The sequence below is a fragment of the Bradyrhizobium sp. CB1717 genome, assembly GCF_029714325.1.
In the GTDB taxonomy this organism is placed as follows: domain Bacteria; phylum Pseudomonadota; class Alphaproteobacteria; order Rhizobiales; family Xanthobacteraceae; genus Bradyrhizobium.
The window spans coordinates 1,731,128-1,747,017 of record NZ_CP121666.1 but is presented as its reverse complement, the minus strand read 5'-3'; the positions used below and the strand labels follow the sequence as shown (position 1 = coordinate 1,747,017).

General features: G+C 64.5%; 14 protein-coding genes and 2 pseudogenes. 6 read left to right on the top strand and 10 right to left on the bottom strand.

Translation table 11 applies throughout. The features are described 5' to 3' along the window. Positions 1–651 precede the first annotated feature (651 nt). Together QA649_RS08365 and QA649_RS08360 are read right to left on the bottom strand one after the other, a co-directional pair. Positions 652–1,263: a LysE family translocator gene (locus QA649_RS08365; RefSeq protein ID WP_283023752.1), complete on the bottom strand. Its 612-nt coding sequence runs from the start codon at positions 1,261–1,263 to the stop codon at positions 652–654. A 56-nt stretch (positions 1,264–1,319) separates the two neighbouring features. Further along, the gene (locus QA649_RS08360) at positions 1,320–1,694 is read right to left on the bottom strand and encodes a response regulator (protein WP_283023751.1); all 375 of its coding nucleotides are present in this window, start codon (positions 1,692–1,694) and stop codon (positions 1,320–1,322) included. Between the two features lie 122 nt (positions 1,695–1,816). Between QA649_RS08360 and QA649_RS08355 the strand changes: the two are divergent. Beyond that, a pseudogene (locus tag QA649_RS08355) lies at positions 1,817–2,646 on the top strand (SDR family oxidoreductase). Positions 2,647–2,788: 142 nt separating this feature from the next. Here the strand turns inward: QA649_RS08355 and QA649_RS08350 are convergent. Further along, positions 2,789–3,595, bottom strand: coding sequence for a lytic murein transglycosylase (locus QA649_RS08350; protein WP_283023750.1), 807 nt, complete (start codon positions 3,593–3,595; stop codon positions 2,789–2,791). 154 nt (positions 3,596–3,749) lie between these two features. On the opposite strand from QA649_RS08350, the gene QA649_RS08345 reads away from it, so the two are divergent. From QA649_RS08345 to QA649_RS08335, 3 genes are all read left to right on the top strand, one after another. Continuing rightward, positions 3,750–4,277 carry a hypothetical protein gene (locus tag QA649_RS08345; RefSeq protein WP_283023749.1) on the top strand — a complete coding sequence of 176 codons (528 nt, stop codon included), beginning with the start codon at positions 3,750–3,752 and terminating at the stop codon, positions 4,275–4,277. Positions 4,278–4,402: 125 nt separating this feature from the next. Continuing rightward, on the top strand, positions 4,403–4,744 hold the full coding sequence (locus tag QA649_RS08340; protein WP_283023748.1) for a hypothetical protein: 342 nt from the start codon (positions 4,403–4,405) through the stop codon (positions 4,742–4,744). Between the two features lie 520 nt (positions 4,745–5,264). Further along, positions 5,265–5,501, top strand: a complete 237-nt coding sequence (locus QA649_RS08335) for a hypothetical protein (protein WP_212341679.1) — start codon at positions 5,265–5,267, stop codon at positions 5,499–5,501. Between the two features lie 18 nt (positions 5,502–5,519). On the opposite strand, the gene QA649_RS08330 is transcribed toward QA649_RS08335, so the two are convergent. The 3 genes from QA649_RS08330 to dnaG all read right to left on the bottom strand — a co-directional run bounded on the left by QA649_RS08330 (position 5,520) and on the right by dnaG (position 10,650). Continuing rightward, a complete protein-coding gene (locus QA649_RS08330) occupies positions 5,520–5,900 on the bottom strand; it encodes a DCC1-like thiol-disulfide oxidoreductase family protein (RefSeq protein ID WP_283023747.1) in 381 nt (126 codons plus the stop codon). A 193-nt stretch (positions 5,901–6,093) separates the two neighbouring features. Further along, complete coding sequence (gene rpoD, locus QA649_RS08325; RefSeq protein ID WP_283023746.1) at positions 6,094–8,250, bottom strand: RNA polymerase sigma factor RpoD; 2,157 nt, start codon at positions 8,248–8,250, stop codon at positions 6,094–6,096. 375 nt (positions 8,251–8,625) lie between these two features. Then, a complete protein-coding gene (gene dnaG / locus QA649_RS08320; RefSeq protein WP_283023745.1) occupies positions 8,626–10,650 on the bottom strand; it encodes a DNA primase in 2,025 nt (674 codons plus the stop codon). A 288-nt stretch (positions 10,651–10,938) separates the two neighbouring features. Between dnaG and QA649_RS08315 the strand changes: the two genes are divergently transcribed. Beyond that, complete coding sequence (locus tag QA649_RS08315) at positions 10,939–11,502, top strand: chlorite dismutase family protein (protein ID WP_283023744.1); 564 nt, start codon at positions 10,939–10,941, stop codon at positions 11,500–11,502. Positions 11,503–11,567: 65 nt separating this feature from the next. Here QA649_RS08315 and QA649_RS08310 read toward each other — a convergent pair whose 3' ends face one another. From QA649_RS08310 to QA649_RS08300, 3 genes are all read right to left on the bottom strand, one after another. Then, positions 11,568–11,966, bottom strand: coding sequence for a gamma-glutamylcyclotransferase family protein (locus QA649_RS08310; protein ID WP_283023743.1), 399 nt, complete (start codon positions 11,964–11,966; stop codon positions 11,568–11,570). A gap of 266 nt (positions 11,967–12,232) precedes the next feature. Then, positions 12,233–13,063: a transglutaminase family protein gene (locus QA649_RS08305; RefSeq protein WP_283023742.1), complete on the bottom strand. Its 831-nt coding sequence runs from the start codon at positions 13,061–13,063 to the stop codon at positions 12,233–12,235. Continuing rightward, complete coding sequence (locus QA649_RS08300) at positions 13,064–13,975, bottom strand: transglutaminase family protein (RefSeq protein ID WP_283023741.1); 912 nt, start codon at positions 13,973–13,975, stop codon at positions 13,064–13,066. Positions 13,976–14,066: 91 nt separating this feature from the next. Between QA649_RS08300 and QA649_RS08295 the strand changes: the two are divergent. After that, positions 14,067–14,872: pseudogene (locus tag QA649_RS08295) on the top strand (N-formylglutamate amidohydrolase). Here QA649_RS08295 and QA649_RS08290 read toward each other — a convergent pair. After that, the gene (locus QA649_RS08290) at positions 14,869–15,852 is read right to left on the bottom strand and encodes a DUF3592 domain-containing protein (protein ID WP_283023740.1); all 984 of its coding nucleotides are present in this window, start codon (positions 15,850–15,852) and stop codon (positions 14,869–14,871) included. The pseudogene QA649_RS08295 and the gene QA649_RS08290 overlap by 4 nt on opposite strands. Between the last annotated feature and the right edge of the window lie 38 nt (positions 15,853–15,890).

The window sequence follows — 15,890 nt, the reverse complement described above, 5'->3', positions numbered from 1 at the left end:
CGCACTTAACGGAGTCTCACCGCGATCCTTCAAAGCGCGCCTTTGGTTTTGGATTCATGAACGGCGCGGCCGCGTTGTCGGATCGTTAGGCATGTCGCCGCTGTCCGCGCGACGCGTTCGATGCGGATTCGCAGACAAAAATCACCCGAAAATGCATCTGAGCTGTGGATAACGCGATGACACGGATGTGACAGCACAGGGCAGAGCCCTGCGAATCTGCTGAGTTTATGGTCGAGGATATTGCGAGGCTGGCCCTCCGCCGAGCATCCCTCGTGTCGCGTTCCACCATTAAACCCTAAGAGGATACTATGGCTAAGAAAGCGAAGAAGGCGGCGAAGAAGAAGGCGAAAAAGGCCAAGAAGGCGAAGAAGAAGTAACGAGGCTTCTTTTTCTTTGCCCGGGTGGAGCCTCGCTCCGCCCGGGCTTCGGGATAGATTGGTTCGAAGGTGGCGGGCGCGAGGCTCGCTTTTTTATTGGCTGCTTTGCGACGAGCTCCGCTCTCTCACTCCCTCTCCCCGCCCTTCGCGGGGAGAGGGCGGGGTGAGGGGCCTCTCTCCACACGCGCGATTGTCGCGGGACCTGTACCCCCTCACCCGCATCCCATCTGCGATGGGATGCGACCTCTCCCCGCAAGCGGGGAGAGGTTGAAACCTATCGCTCCGCGAACGCCAGCTTGGCGCCGAGTGCGGCAAAGCCTGCCGCAAAGCTGCGGCGCAGCCAGGCCATCACGGCGGGGCGGGAGATGACGCGCTCGCGCACCGAGGCGGCGCACAAGCCATAAATGGCGAACACCACAAAGGTCATCGCCATGAAGGCACCGCTCAACTCGAGCATCCGCGCCAGCACATGGGCCTCGTCCGCCGCGACGAACTGCGGCAGGAAGGCGAGGAAGAAGATCGACAGTTTTGGATTGAGGATGTTGATCAGGAAGCCGGTGACGACGACCCGGCCGCTCGACCGCTCGCGGATCTCGCCCTCAACTGCCAGCGCCCCGGTTTCGCGCAGCGCCTGCCAGGACATGTAGAGCAGATAGAGCACGCCGCCCCATTTCAGCGCGGCGAAGGCGAGCGCGCTGGTATGGAGCACGGCGGCAAGCCCGAGCATCGCAGCACACATGTGCGGCACGATCCCGAGCGTGCAGCCGAACGCGGCAGCGAGGCTGGCGCGCGAGCCGCGCGTCAGTGCCGCCGCCAGGGTATAGAGCACGCCGGTGCCAGGCGAGGCGACGACGATGAGCGAGGTGAGCAGGAAGGACCAGGACATGAGCCAAGGCTATCACCGCAGCTCGCGGCAGGAAAGTCGGCCCATGCGATCGGCCGTCAGGACAGTTGCGCGATCTCGGCCTCGCGCAGCACGTCGAGCGGCGCCCAGGGCTTGGCCCAGAATTTCGCACCATCGGGCAAGGGCTGCCTCAAGGGACGGCCGGAGGTGACGACGACGTCGAGCCGGGGATTGCGGTCCTTGGCGACATACGCAAGCTCGACGCCGTTCATGCGACCCGCAAGCTGCACGTCGGTCAGCATCAGGCAGAGCGCACCGGCGTTCTTCTCCAGCACGCGTTCGGCCGCCTCGGCGCTTTCGCACTGGATGACCTGATAGCCGCTCTCTTCCAGCAGGAGACACAGCATCTCGCGCTGCATGGCGTCGTCTTCAACGATGAGCGCTGTCGCGCGAAATGGCTTTGCTTGTCCCATCGACGGCTCCCAAATACCTGCGTTGGTAACGTATGTTAAAAACCCCAAGCGGCTACGGTTCGGTTTCATTTCAAAAAAATGTAAATCGTGGTTCCATCATCGGGGACTTGACGGGGGAGATCATGACTGCGATTCGCGGCGCCGCCGCCATTACGGGAGCTGCGAGCGGCATCGGCCGCGCGCTGGCCATCGAGCTCGCCCAGCGCGGCTGCGACCTCGCGCTTGCCGACCGCGACGAGGCCGGGCTGAGATCGCTCGCCGCGGAACTCGGCACGAGCCGCAAGGTCAGCGTCATCGCGTCGATGTCGGCGAGGCGAGCGACATCGCGCGCTTCGCCAGCGAGGCGACGGCGGCGCATCCCACGCTCGGCATCGTCGTCAACAATGCCGGCGTTGCGCTGCTGGGGACGTTCGAGGAGATCGACCAGGCGCAAATGGCGTGGCTGTTCGGCATCAATTTCTGGGGCGTGGTGCACGGCACGCGCGCCTTCCTGCCGCATCTGAAGACGCTGCCGGAGGCGCATGTCGTCAACATCTCCTCGATCTTCGGCATCATCGCGCCGCCGGGACAATCGGCCTATGCCGCGGCGAAGTTCGCGGTGCGCGGCTTCTCCGAGAGCGTGCGCCACGAGCTTGCGGTGGCGGGCAGCCCAGTGAAGGTCTCGGTGGTGCATCCCGGCGGCATCGCCACCGCGATCGCGCGCAATTCCCGCACCGGGGCCGGCGTCACCGACAATGCGCGCCGCTCGCAGATGATCGAACGGTTCGAGACCGCGGCGAAGACCACGCCGAAGGACGCCGCGCTGCGCATCCTCAAGGGCATCGAGAGGAACGAGCCCCGCATCCTGATCGGCAATGACGCAAGGTTCATGGACCTGTTGCAGCGCTTCCGCCCTGGGACATATTGGGCGCCGCTGCAACGGCGGCTGGAGAAGATGGCGAAGGGGAAGTGAGCCGGGGACGCGATGGCATTGCCTCGCCCTCCGCTGCCGTAGGGTGGGCAAAGCGTAGCGTGCCCACGACTTCCGACAACTGATGGAAATCGTGGGCACGGCGCTTCGCGCCTTTGCCCACCCTACAAGACCGTGTGTGTACTCACTGCCCGGCCAGCCGATCCGCGAAATACCCGATCGTCTTGCGGTAGACCACTGCCCTGTTCCACTCGCGCATCGCCTCGAAATTCGCGGTGCCTTCGCCGTAGGGCTGGCCCATCTTGAAGCCGCTCGTGTGCAAGAGGTTCGCGGTTGAGGCGAGCACATCAGGAACGCTGTGGCGGAGATCGACATGGCCGTCGCCGTCGAAATCGACGCCGTACTTGATGTAGGACGACGGCAGGAACTGGGTCTGGCCGATCTCGCCGGCATAGGCGCCGATCAGGTCGCGCAGCGGCAGGTCGCCGCGCTGCACGATTTTGAGCGCAGCGAGCAGCTCGCCCTGGAACAGGTCGGTGCGGCGGCAGTCATGCGCGAGGGTCGCCAGCGTGCGGATCACCGGCAGCTTGCCGATGTCGCCCTTGCCGAAATCGCTCTCCAGTCCCCAGATCGCGACCAGGATGTAGCGCGGCACGCCGAACTGCTGCTCGATGCGCGAGAGCAGCGCGGCGTGACGCTGCAGCAGCGCCCTGCCGCCATTGATGCGGCCCGGGCCGACGCGGGTCGAGACATACTGCTCAAAGCTCTTGTTGAAGGTGTAGCGCTGGCGCCGGTCGAAGGCGAGCACGGCGCCGTCCTGGGTGATGCCGCTGAACGCTGCGCTGGTCACGTTTCCCGAGACGCCGGCGCCTTGCGCTTCCGAGGCCATGGTGGCGATGAAGCTGTTGAAGTCGCCGCCGCAGCGCGCGGCCTGCGCCGAGCCGCCGGCCAGACCAAGGAAGCAGGCAGCGGCCAGAGCGTATCTCAACATGTCGAGCGATCCCCCCAAGAAATCCCAGTGCGAAGCAGCGCGCGATCATGCCCGGGAAAGCCGCCAGCGTCAAAGCGGCACGCTTGATCCGCATCAACGTGTCTGGCGCCCCGCTTTCTAGACTGGCGGGGAGAGCCGTCCAGGAGAAGTGCCAATGACCGGAATTCCCTTGACCGCCGAGCAGATCCGCAATGCGCCCGCACCGGTGCGGCAATGGATCGAGCAGGAGGTAATCAATTCGCTCGACCTTGCGTCGCGCACACCCGCAGCGGTGCCGCCGCAGGCCGCACATCTCGTCGCCTGCAGCGTGGAGGACATGGCCGGCGTGCTCGAGCACATCCGCGGCGTTTTTCCTGCCGTGAACGCGCTGTTCGAGCTCGGCCGTCCCGGCATCAGCTTCGGCGAGCCCGCGGTGATGACGTTCCGACTGATGGACATCCTGCATCACACGCGCCTGCAGGACATCGGCCAGGTCATGACGTGCCTCGAGATGCTCAACCAGGCGCTGACCGAGGTGAGGAAAGACGCCACGGTGCGGTTCTGCGGCTTCGACAATGAGGGCAACTGCCTGATCGCACCTCAGACGCAAGCGTGCATCGCGACGCTATGGCAGACCATGATGGAGCGCCAGCAGGCGGCGCAGGCAGGCGAGACCGCCAGCCGGATCGCGCCGGCGGCTTGAGAGCGACGACATCGTGGTGCGAGCGACACGACGCGCGGCGTAGCTCGCAACTCCGTCGCGCTCCGGAATGACGGATGAGAGAACAACCTCTACGATGCGGGCGCTGGTGTAGGAGGCGATGAGCCATGCCTGACAATCATCAATCTCGACCAACCCGCCTCCTGCGCATCCCGCTGTTCCGCCTGCTTGCCATCAACCTCGCGATCGGTGCCTGCGCAGCAGTGCTGCTCGTCGGCGGGCTGCTCTGGCTCAACCCCGGGCATCTGCGCGAGCTGATCTTCGCCGACCGCATGCCCGGCATCGCGCTCGTTCTGCTGCTCGCCTCGTTCCTCATCACCTTCGGTTCCGCCGCAATGGGCAGCGCGATCATGGCGCAGGGACGCAAAGAGGATGATGGTGGGCACAGCGGCGGGGACAGATCGCGGCTCGCCGTTCAGGAGGCGGCGCAGCGCCCGCGCACGCCTTGAGAATACCCACGCAGTGATGGAACTCGGCTCCGCCCAAGGGAACCGCATGTCTGCACGTAGACGGGAAGACGTGCAGCGGGGCGCAATTCTCTACAAGGCGTGCAACGCCCGCTGCATTGCGAGAACCTTCAATATGAACAAAGCGCTTTAATGATCCAAACAATTGCTTCGACGTGCATCGGAACTTAACTTTACGATCACCGCATATCTGCTGCGCTCGCTGCGACACCAACGCTCCGACGATTTGGCTTGCCACGGCATGACGCAACCTATAGTCTTCTATTTTAGGTTGTTGCCCTGCCAGCCCCGGGCGACGCTGAAGACCAAAAATAGACGGCGGGCTTTGCGGCCCGCCGTTTATTGAGGGTTCGCACCGGACCTTCGAAAAGCGCGCAGCGCTTCCCTCCTGCAAGAAAATGCCGCCGATCGACGGCGCGGAGCCCTCCGCAAGACCACGGCTTGCATGCCGACAATCGCGAAAGCCATTTGACTGCGGCGTCCTGATCGACGACAAGCCGCCATGGCCAAGAAACCCGGAACCAACCCCAAAGGCGAATTCGCCTTCTTCAACGTCGTCTATGAAGACGGCTCCCAGCGCTCCAATCGCCGCGTGCCCACCGAGTTGCTCGGCGGCCTCGACGGCGACGAACCCGCCCGCAGCTTCATCATGGAGCAGGACCGCGAGATCGCGGAGAAGAGCGGCCGCCCGCCGCTGGCGATCAAGAGTCTCGACCGGGTGGGCGCGAAGAAGAAGTAGGTCGATACAGGCAGGCGCTTACCAGCGCCCGCTCCACTTATTCCAGGCAAACAGCAGATCGGCAAAACGGTCGTAAAAGAACCGCGTGAACGGCAGCGCCACGCGATTGCCGAACAGCGCCGCAAGCCACCCCTCCCCCGGCGTTATCAGCCACAGCGCAATCGCGACATCCGCGCCGACGATGAGCCGGCCGGCCTCATCGGTCGCGTGCAGGCGACGCCTGATGTCGTCGAGCGAGGCGCCAAACCGCGCCAGCGCATCCGGCTGCTCGTTGATGTCCTTGAACTCGACCGTGCCCGCGCGCACCAGCGCCAGCAGCTTGTTGCGCTGCCAGTCGATGCCAGCATCACAGACCGGGCAGCGGGTGTTGTACCAGACGGTGAGATGGGAGTCGGACATAGCCTGACGGGGTTAAGACCAAGCGGAAAGAGGCAAAGGCAGAAACGAGCAAAACAACGGCATCGCGTACTTTGCGGCTTACTATCGCCCCGAAGAAATCCCGCCGCCAGCGCAAACAAAAACGGCGGGCTTTTGGCCCGCCGTTTTCGTTTGGATGGATGCCCGGGGTCAGGCCCGGCACGACAATCCGAATTTAGTTGTCCAGGAACGACCGCAGCTTCCTCGACCTTGACGGATGCTTCAGCTTGCGCAGCGCCTTGGCTTCGATCTGGCGGATGCGCTCGCGCGTCACCGAGAACTGCTGGCCGACTTCTTCCAGCGTGTGGTCGGTGTTCATGCCGATGCCGAAGCGCATGCGCAGGACGCGCTCTTCGCGCGGAGTGAGCGAGGCGAGCACCCGCGTGGTGGTCTCGCGCAGGTTGGACTGGATCGCGGCGTCGATCGGCAGGATCGCGTTCTTGTCCTCGATGAAATCGCCGAGATGTGAATCCTCTTCGTCACCGACTGGCGTTTCGAGCGACAGCGGCTCCTTGGCGATCTTGAGAACCTTGCGGACCTTTTCCAAGGGCATGCCGAGCTTCTCAGCGAGCTCTTCCGGGGTGGGCTCGCGGCCGATCTCGTTGAGCATCTGGCGGCTCGTGCGCACGATCTTGTTGATCGTCTCGATCATGTGCACGGGGATGCGGATGGTGCGCGCCTGGTCGGCAATCGAGCGGGTGATCGCCTGCCGGATCCACCACGTGGCGTAAGTCGAGAACTTGTAGCCGCGGCGGTACTCGAACTTGTCCACTGCCTTCATCAGGCCGATGTTGCCTTCCTGGATCAGGTCGAGGAACTGCAGGCCGCGGTTGGTGTACTTCTTCGCGATCGAGATCACGAGACGGAGGTTGGCTTCCACCATCTCCTTCTTGGCCTGGCGTGCTTCGCGCTCGCCCTTCTGCACGGAGTGCACGATCTTGCGGAACTCGACGATCTCGAGGCCGGTGAGGGCAGCGAGCTGATGCACCTCGTGGCGAAGGTCCTTGATGCGGTCCTTCTCGTGGTGGACGAAGTTCTTCCAGCCCTTTGCGGAAAGCTTCGAGACGCGGTTGAGCCAGCGCGGATCGAGCTCCGAGCCGGTGTAGTTGCGCAAAAAGTCTTCGCGCGCGACGCCGTGGCTGTCGGCAAGGCGCATCAGGCGGCCCTCGTGCGAGACGAGGCGCTTGTTGATGTCGTAGAGCTGCTCGACGAGGCTGTCGATGCGCGCCTGGTTGAGGCGCAGCGACTTCACCTCGACGATGATCTCGTCCTTGAGCTTGCGGTACTTGCGCTCCTGGTGCGGCGACAGCGAGGGCCCGTGCGAGGTGCTCTCGAGCTGGTTCTGGATGTCCTGCTCCTGGAGCTTGCGCAGCTTCTTGTAGCTCTCGGCGATCTTGTCGAAGATCTCGACGACCTTCGGCTTGAGCTCGGCCTCGATCGCCGCGAGCGACATCTGGTTCTCGAACTCGTCGTCCTCGTCCATGTCGGCTTCGGCGGCGACCTCGCCCGGATCCTTCTCGGCTTCGCCGTTGCCGGCGGCGGGAGCGGCGCGGAACGGGGTCGGCGACGGCGGCGCGGCGGGCGGCGCGACATGCGCGGGCGCAGCACCGGTCGCGGCTGCGGCCTCGCCGCCTTCGGCAGAGGCTTCGCCGCCTTCGCCGGCGGGGCCGCCGATCATCGCGGTGTTCATGCCGCCCTTGGCGTCGGGACCGGCATAGGTCGCTTCGAGATCGATGATGTCGCGAAGGAAGATCTTGCCTTCGTTGAGCTCGTCGCGCCAGATGATGATGGCCTGGAAGGTCAGCGGGCTTTCGCACAGCCCTGCGATCATCGCCTCGCGGCCAGCCTCGATGCGCTTGGCAATCGCGATTTCGCCTTCGCGGGAGAGCAGCTCGACCGTGCCCATCTCGCGCAGATACATGCGCACGGGATCGTCGGTGCGCTCGCCCGGCTCGCTCTTCTTGACCTCGGTGACGGCCTTCTGGGTGACCTCGACGAGCTCGTTGTCGGTCTCGTCCTCGCCGCCCTCGTCCTTGTCCTCCTCGCCTTCGCTGTCGTCGGCTTCGGTGACGTTGATGCCCATGTCCGAGAGCATCGACATGATGTCCTCGATCTGTTCGGGCGAGGTCTGGTCGGACGGCAAGACTTCATTGAGCTGATCGAAGGTCACGAAGCCGCGCTTCTTGGCCTGCTTGATCATCTTCTTCACTGCCGCATCGGACAGATCGAGCAAGGGCGAGGGCGCGTCCTGGGAATCCTTCTCGGGAGCATCCGCTGCCTTGTCGTCTTTTTCCTTGTCCTTCGCCTGCAGCGTCTTTGCCTTGGTGGCCATCCATTGCTCCTAAACGCGCTTCATGCGAGACGTTCGCCGCGCCCGCTTGAATTCACTTGAACCTGTTGCTCGACGCTCTCGCTTCGGCAGCTCTCGACACGGAAAGGGCGGCGCGCATGTCTCTCGCCACCCCCAACTCTCTCTCGCCGGAATTGCCTAACGCTTCGTGAGCCTCTTTGTCGCGGCGGATGCAGGTGTAGTGCCAACAGCTATTGCGCGGATTCATTCCTGACGCGTCTGTTCTGCCTGCGGCCGCCTCTGGGCCAAAGTGCTACAAGACCGTTAAGCCTCGATTAACCCTGTTTTTGCCGCCAAACCTTGGATTTGGCGAGTCTTTTAGCGGTTCCGGCCCCGGCCGTCCGCATGATTCTTTCATCACACGCTCTTCTGGAACCGACCCGACAGCTCGCCAAAACCCTCGATCAGGGCCTCGGTACCGTCGACTTCGGCCATCCGGGCCTTGACGTCACGCAGCCATGCCAAACTGGCCTCGCTGGGGTCCTCCCCCAAGGCCAGCTCGGCGTCCTTCAGCTCTCTAAGTAGTGAATGCCATTGCCGATGCAAGGCAACCAGCTGATGCCAGGTGGCAAGAACGTCGTCCCTAGCGGCCCCCTCGCGGGCGCCCCACACTGCCGCGGTGGTGATAGCGTTCTCAACCCTTTGAAGTAACGGGGTAAATCCGCCCTTCTCAAGGTCGGCGCGCATCTTCTCGGCCTGCTCCCCGGGGTCCGGAGAATGATGATGGTCGTTGGCGAAGGCAGCGATAATGCCGGCCCGGAGCTTGTGGGCCTCGGGATGGGCCAGCTCCAGGGCGGCCACCTCCTCCAGGTGGTCGTGTAGCAGCCAGGGATGGTTGATCAGGATTTGCAGGATCAGGGCCTCGCGGCGGGAAATGGCACTTCTCTGTCCGCGCATGATCGGGCTGGCCGCCAGCTGCGGGCTCGCCGCCTGGTAGGGGCCGGAGGGCAGCAGGGTCGGACCGGGGGCGCCGCGGCGGCCGCCGCCAAATCCTCCACCGAATCCCTGGCCGCCGAATCGATTCGCACCGCCCCCGCCCCGCGGCTGGAACGACCGGCCGCCCTGACCGGGGCGGAAATTGCCGCGCCCGCCAAAGCCGCCGCGCCCGCCTTCGGGAGCGAAGGTGCGCTGCAGCCGCTCGACGAAATCGTCGCGGTAATAGCGCCGCACCACCTCGTCGCGGATGCCGTTGGACAATTCCTTGATGCGCGCTTCCAGCGCGGCACGACGCTCCGGGGTGGCAAAATTGCCGCCTTCGAGCTCGCGCGACCAGAGCATGTCGGCCAGCGGACGCGCGGCCGCAATCACCTCTTCCATCGCGCCACGGCCGCCGGAGCGCACGAGATCGTCGGGGTCCTGCCCTTCCGGCAGCAGCGCAAAACGAAGACTCTTGCCGGGCGCAAGGAAAGGCAGCGCAAGATCGGCAGCGCGATAGGCCGCCTTCTGTCCGGCGCGGTCGCCGTCGAAGCAGAGGATCGGCTCGTCCGCCATCTTCCAGAGCAGCGCGAGCTGGCTTTCGGTCAGCGCGGTGCCGAGCGGCGCAACGGCGCCTGAAAAGCCCGCGGTGACCATGGCGATGACGTCGACATAGCCTTCGACCACGATCAGCGATGCGCCGTCATGGGTGGCTTTGCGCGCGGTCTGGTGGTTGTAGAGATTGTCGCCCTTGTGGAAGAGCGGGGTCTCCGGCGAGTTCAGGTATTTTGCCGGAACGTCCTTCTCCAGCGCGCGCCCGCCGAAGGCGATGACGCGGCCGCGCAAATCGGTGATCGGAAACATCACGCGATCGCGGAAGCGGTCGTAAGGAACGGGAATATCGTTGCCGGCCACGAGCAGCCCGGTCTCGACCATGTCGTCGACGGAGATTCCGAGCTTGCCGAGATGCTCCTTCAGCGCGAAGCGATCGGGCGAGGCGTAGCCGAGACGGAACTGCAATTGCGTCGCCGGCGAAATGGCGCGGTCCGCGAGATAGCCGCGCGCTTTCGCGCCGACTCGCGAGGCCAGCGTCTCCGCAAAATACTTGGCGGCGAGATCCATGACGTCATGCAGCGAGCGCCGCCGCTGCTCCTCGCGCGCCGCGTTGGGCGTCACCGCCGGCAGCGGCAGGCCCGCCATGTTCGCGAGCCGCTCGACCGCCTCGGCGAACGGCAGGCCGTCGGTTTCCATCACGAAATTGATGATGTCGCCGTGCTTGCCGGAGGAGAAGTCGTGGTAAAAACCCTTCTGGTCGTTGACGTAGAAGGACGGCGTCTTCTCCTGCTGGAACGGCGACAGCCCCTTCCACTCCCTTCCCGCCTTCTTCAGCTTGACGCGCTTGCCCACGACTTCGGAAACCGAAAGCCGGGCACGAAGCTCGTCGAGAAATTGGGGCGTGAAGCGCATGGCGTCTGTCTAGCGCGAAACCGTGTGAGTCGGGCGAAGGATCAGGGATATAGGGACGGCCTCGCCAAAAGTCAGGTTTAGGCGGGTTATCCGGGTTATTCGACCTATGCACAGGGCTTCCGTCATCTCCCCGTCATTCCGGGGCGATGCGAAAGCATCGAGCCCGGAATCCATGGCGCCGCCGGGATGCTCGGAGAAATGGATTCCGGGCTCGCGCCAAGTGACGCGCCCCCGAATGACCGGCGAGAGCCACTTGAACCCCGCCCGGTTCCACGCTTCCATACCCCCATGTTCAGGACCTTTCGAGGCGGCCACAGCGGGGGCTGGCGCGTCACCTCGATTTCATCGGTGACGGGCGAGCCCCTGCCCTTCATGCCGGCGCTGTCGGTGACCGACAGCGACGCGGTCTCGTTGCCGCTGGTGCCCTCGCGCAATGCCTGGCGGCTGGTCGGCGTTGCCAGCAGCTTGCGCTACACCGAGCGGTCCGAGAAGCAGCAGCTCGTGGCCGTGCAGGCCGGGCTTGGCCGCCCTGAGGCCACCAGCGCAGCGCTGATCCCGATCCGCAAGTCGCAGGCCTGGTGGGAACTGACCCAGGAAGAGCGCCGCAATATCTTCGAAGACCGGTCGCATCACATCGCCGGCAGTCTTCGTTTCCTGCCCGCGATCGCGCGTCAGCTCTATCACTGCCGCGACCTCGCCGAGCCCTTCGATTTCCTGACCTGGTTCGAGTTCGCGCCCGCGGATGCCTCGCTGTTCGAGGAGCTGGTGGCGATGCTCAGGCAGACCGAGGAATGGAGCTACGTCGAGCGCGAGGTCGACGTGCGCGTGGTGAAGGAAGTGCTGTCGGCGTAGAACCACGATGACGGTGCGCTCCCCCGCCCCGTTCTTACGGGGAGAGGTGAAGTCCGCATCTGCGATCAGTGGTTGAGGAAGCGTCCCGACGCGATGCGGGGCAGATCGGTGACGGGCCAGTTGTAGATATAGGTCCAGGCCTTCTCGGATGTGCCGTCCGGCAGCGTCACGTCGATCAGCTCGCGCAGATATTCGGTCGGCTCGGGAAAGCCTTCGCCGCAGGCTTCATACATGTCGAGCTCGCGCAGCAGCTCGTCGGCCACGCGCATCTGAAAGAGCTCGCCATGGACGAGGTCGGAGGACGCGTCCGACAACAGCAATCCCGGATAATGCTTGATGAGGAACAGCCGGCCGCGGCAGGTTGCCTCGCCGATGAAGTCCGCGTGCTGCGCAAGCAGCCGCGCCATCGGATGGTCGAAGCCGCGCATCAGGGTGCCGTAGACGAAGAGACGGTTGGGGGTCATGGGGGGTCTATAGCTGCGATTGATGCGGAGCGACAGCTTTACAAACCGCCGTCGTCCTGGCGAAAGCCAGGACCCATAACCACCGAATGTGGGAATGGGCAACCTGATGGCGACATCGCGCCACACTAAGGCCAGGACGACGTTGGGGAAGCATCGTGCCCGCTACCGTCATTGCGAGGAGCTCTTGCGACGAAGCAATCCAGGCTGTCACTGCGGAAACAGATTGGATTGCTTCGCTTCGCTCGCAATGACGAGCTTGGACCCCCTCACCCCGCCTTCACCACGTCCGCGCCGACCACCTCCTCGCTCACCACCACGAATTTCTTCAGCTCCATCCGGCCGAAGCTCGTCGACAGCGCGACGTCGGCGGCGTCGCGGCCGGTGGCCATCAGGATGCGGCCGATGCGGGGGGTGTTGTGGCGGGCGTCGAAGGTGAACCATTGGCCCGAGAGCCAGGCCTGAAACCAGCCGGAGAAATCCATCGGGAACGGTTCGGCCGGGATGCCGATGTCGCCCATGTAGCCGGTGCAGTAGCGCGCGGGGATGCCCATGCAGCGGCAGAGCGCGACGGCCAAATGCGCGAAGTCGCGGCAGACGCCGGTCTTCTGCTCGTAGACGTCGTGCGCCGACTTCATGTGATGGGCATGCTCATAGCCGAAGGTGACATGCTGATGCACGAATGCGGTGAGCGCCGCGACTCGATTCCAACCGGGCTCCGTCTTAGCGAACAGCGACCAGGCGATGTCCGTGAGCTTGTCGGTCTCGCAATAGCGGCTCGGCATCAGATAGAGCAGCAGTTCGTTCGGCAATTGCTCGATCGGAATCTGCTGCGCATCCGGCATCACCTCGTCGGGCAGGCCGCTGTCGCGCACCAGCGCGCTGCCCTTCAGCGTCACGCCGCCGGCCGGCGCCATGAGGCGGCCGCACACATTGCCGAAACCATCGTGATAGAAGCGGATCGGAACGTCGGGCTCGGCAACCACCGTCTCCCGGCCGATGATGTCGGCCTGCCGCGAGGGGTGGATGTTCAGCATGATCACCATCGGCGTCGGCTGCACCGCCGCGTAGGTGATCTCGAAGCCGACCCTGATCTCCATCTACGAAACCTCTGTCTCCATCTCTGCATCGCTGTCCTGGTCGTCCGAGACCACCTTGATGTTCACTTCCATCTCGTCGAAGGCGTCCTCGGAGCCGATATAGACGCCATGCAGCGGGATCGCCTGACGCGGGTCGCGGGCGACCGCGACGCGGATGAGGTCGCGGGTGCCGACGATGCCGTTGGTCGGATCGAACTCGATCCACCCCGCGCTCGGCAAGTACACCTGCACCCAGGCGTGGGTCGAGCCGCCGCCGACATGGCGCTGCGCGATATCCTCGGGCACGAAGATGTAGCCCGAGACGAAGCGCGCGGCGATGCCGAGCTGGCGCAGCGCCTCGATCATGAACAGCGCATAGTCCCGGCAGGTTCCTGTGCCCGACTGCAAAGTATGAAGCGGATGCTGCGTGCCGGGCTCGTGACGCTTGCGGTATTTGAACTGCTTGCGGATGGCGTGCGTCATGCCGCTCAGGATCTTGAAGGTCGGCGTCGGCGCCTCCTCGTCGAGGAAGCCGCGCGCCCATTCTCCGATCTCGGCGTCGGGATCGGCATATTGCGGCGTGATGTACTGGACGAGGTCGGCAAACTCCTCGTCGTCATAGACGAACGGATAGAAATAGGCGGCATCGTCCGCGGTCAGCGCGAACTCGTCGACCGGATTGTGCTCGACGGTAACGTGCCAATCGAAGGTCAGATGATCCGCGCGCTCGTCGAAACTGGCGATCGCAACCGAGTTGCCGAACACGTCGTGGATCCAGCGCAGCGACATCGGCTCGGGCGAGATCTCGAGCCTGGATTCGAGCACGCGCAGATCATGCCCGTCGCGCGGACGCAGCATGATGCGGTGTTCGCCGAACGCCACGGGGCGGTTGTAGCGATATTCGGTCTTGTGATGAATCGTGAGCAACGGCATCGTCCGGCAATCATGGTGATTTTGGGCGGACCAATCTATACCGATTCCTGCCCAATTTTCGGGGTGACTGCTTTTTCCATAGGCAATCAGGATGGCTTTAGACACAGCCGGCGCGGCCGATCAACTGCTCGGCGAGGGTGACATTCCGCCAGTGCATGAGGTGAATGCGGAAGGCACATCGCCCTTCCTGCTGACCTCCGATCACTACGGACGGGTGCTGCCGCGCGCGCTCGGCGATCTCGGCATTCCCGAGAGCGAGCTCGTCAGGCACATCGGCTGGACATCGGCATCGCAGGGGTCGCCGAGCGCCTCGCCCACATGCTCGATGCGCATCTGATCGCGCAGCGCTATTCGCGGCTGGTGATCGACTGCAACCGTCCTCCCGGCGTTGCGAGCTCGATCCCCGTGATATCAGAGGCAACCACGATCCCGCGCAACGAGGCGATCTCCGACGCCGAGCGCGCCGCGCGGCGGCGCGAGATCTTCGAGCCCTATCATCATCGTATCGACACGACGATCGGCCGGCGCCTGCACGACAAGCGCCCGACCGTGCTGGTGTCGCTGCACAGCTTCACGCCTGTTTATGCCGGTGTCGCCCGGCCCTGGCACATCGGCGCGCTGTACAATCGCGACCCCGTGCTGCCGCGGCTGTTGCTGAAACATCTTCGCAGCGAGAGCGATCTCGTCGTCGGCGACAACGAGCCCTATGCGGTGAGCGACCTCACCGACTACACCATCCCCGTGCATGGCGAAGCCCGCGGCCTCGCCAACACCGGCATCGAGATCCGCCAGGACCTGATCGCGGACCAGTCCGGCCAGCAGCAATGGGCGGAGCGGCTGGCGCGGATTTTTGCGGAGATCGAAGTGGAGCTGCGGGCGGAGAGGTTGGTCGACTAGCCACCCCGCGTTGCGACGAACAGCGCCAGCGCGGCGAAGATCGCGGCGATGCCCCACAGCACGTAGGCCATGCGGCCGTCGCCGCGGGCCTCTAACGTGGCTTCGGCCGGATTGTCGGGATTGACGCGGACCTCGACGGTCGCGCCGTCCTGGTAGCGAGACATCAGCTTCTTCAGCATCTCGTCGGAAGCCGACGGCGTTTCCGCCGCGACGCGCGCGCATTCATTGGTGTAACTGATGTTCTGGTAGCGATAGGTGTAGGTCACGCGCTTGCCGAACATCTCGAGGCCACGCGCCTCGCCGGGCTCGCTGGCCTCGTGATACTCCTCGATGCCCGACAGCTTGATCGTGCCCGGCACGACCGGCCAGCGCGTCGCCATCGACGCCTGCCGCTGCACGGCCCACGCCATCAGCGCGATGACGAGGCCGAACGCGCCGAAGGCGACGACGAGGCCGGCAAGGTCGGGCCGGCCGATGTGATGGGCGAAATATTGGTAGCTCTGGTTGAGGCCGAAGACCGAGCCGAAGATGATGGCGAGCACGATCGCCGAGCCGATGCCGAGGCAGCCCCACAGCCCCTTCGGCAGGTCCCGCTCCAGCACCGCCTGATCGGGATGGCGCGGATTGTAGTAGACGGAGACGATGCTGCCGGCCGGATATTTCGCCAGCTTCTCGGCGACCTGGAAATTGCCGAGGTCCTCGCCGATCGAGATGCGGCTGCCGCGCAGCTTGCGGCCGCCGACCGAATATTCGTAAGTGACGTTGGCGAAGTTGCGGCTCTCGGTGCGGTAGCCATCCTCGCGCTCGTCATCGGACACCTTGACCTCGCGCACCTCGGCGACCGAGGTGATGACCTTGCCCGCGGCTTGCGGCCAGCTTCGCGCCTCGCGCGCCTGCCAGGTCTTGACGATGGCGGCAATCAGGATGAGCGCGAGCGGCGCAAGCAGCATCGCGTAGACGAGCGGCGGCAAATTCGGCACGGTCAAAATCCTTGGGTCAACGGCAATGCTTCCTTGGA

Coding starts and splice junctions, on each gene's coding strand:
- QA649_RS08365 (WP_283023752.1), bottom strand. CDS start 1,263: ATGTCCTGGTCCTTCCTGCTCACCTCGCTCATCGTCGTCGCCTCGCCT.
- QA649_RS08360 (WP_283023751.1), bottom strand. CDS start 1,694: ATGGGACAAGCAAAGCCATTTCGCGCGACAGCGCTCATCGTTGAAGAC.
- QA649_RS08350 (WP_283023750.1), bottom strand. CDS start 3,595: ATGTTGAGATACGCTCTGGCCGCTGCCTGCTTCCTTGGTCTGGCCGGC.
- QA649_RS08345 (WP_283023749.1), top strand. CDS start 3,750: ATGACCGGAATTCCCTTGACCGCCGAGCAGATCCGCAATGCGCCCGCA.
- QA649_RS08340 (WP_283023748.1), top strand. CDS start 4,403: ATGCCTGACAATCATCAATCTCGACCAACCCGCCTCCTGCGCATCCCG.
- QA649_RS08335 (WP_212341679.1), top strand. CDS start 5,265: ATGGCCAAGAAACCCGGAACCAACCCCAAAGGCGAATTCGCCTTCTTC.
- QA649_RS08330 (WP_283023747.1), bottom strand. CDS start 5,900: ATGTCCGACTCCCATCTCACCGTCTGGTACAACACCCGCTGCCCGGTC.
- rpoD (WP_283023746.1), bottom strand. CDS start 8,250: ATGGCCACCAAGGCAAAGACGCTGCAGGCGAAGGACAAGGAAAAAGAC.
- dnaG (WP_283023745.1), bottom strand. CDS start 10,650: ATGCGCTTCACGCCCCAATTTCTCGACGAGCTTCGTGCCCGGCTTTCG.
- QA649_RS08315 (WP_283023744.1), top strand. CDS start 10,939: ATGTTCAGGACCTTTCGAGGCGGCCACAGCGGGGGCTGGCGCGTCACC.
- QA649_RS08310 (WP_283023743.1), bottom strand. CDS start 11,966: ATGACCCCCAACCGTCTCTTCGTCTACGGCACCCTGATGCGCGGCTTC.
- QA649_RS08305 (WP_283023742.1), bottom strand. CDS start 13,063: ATGGAGATCAGGGTCGGCTTCGAGATCACCTACGCGGCGGTGCAGCCG.
- QA649_RS08300 (WP_283023741.1), bottom strand. CDS start 13,975: ATGCCGTTGCTCACGATTCATCACAAGACCGAATATCGCTACAACCGC.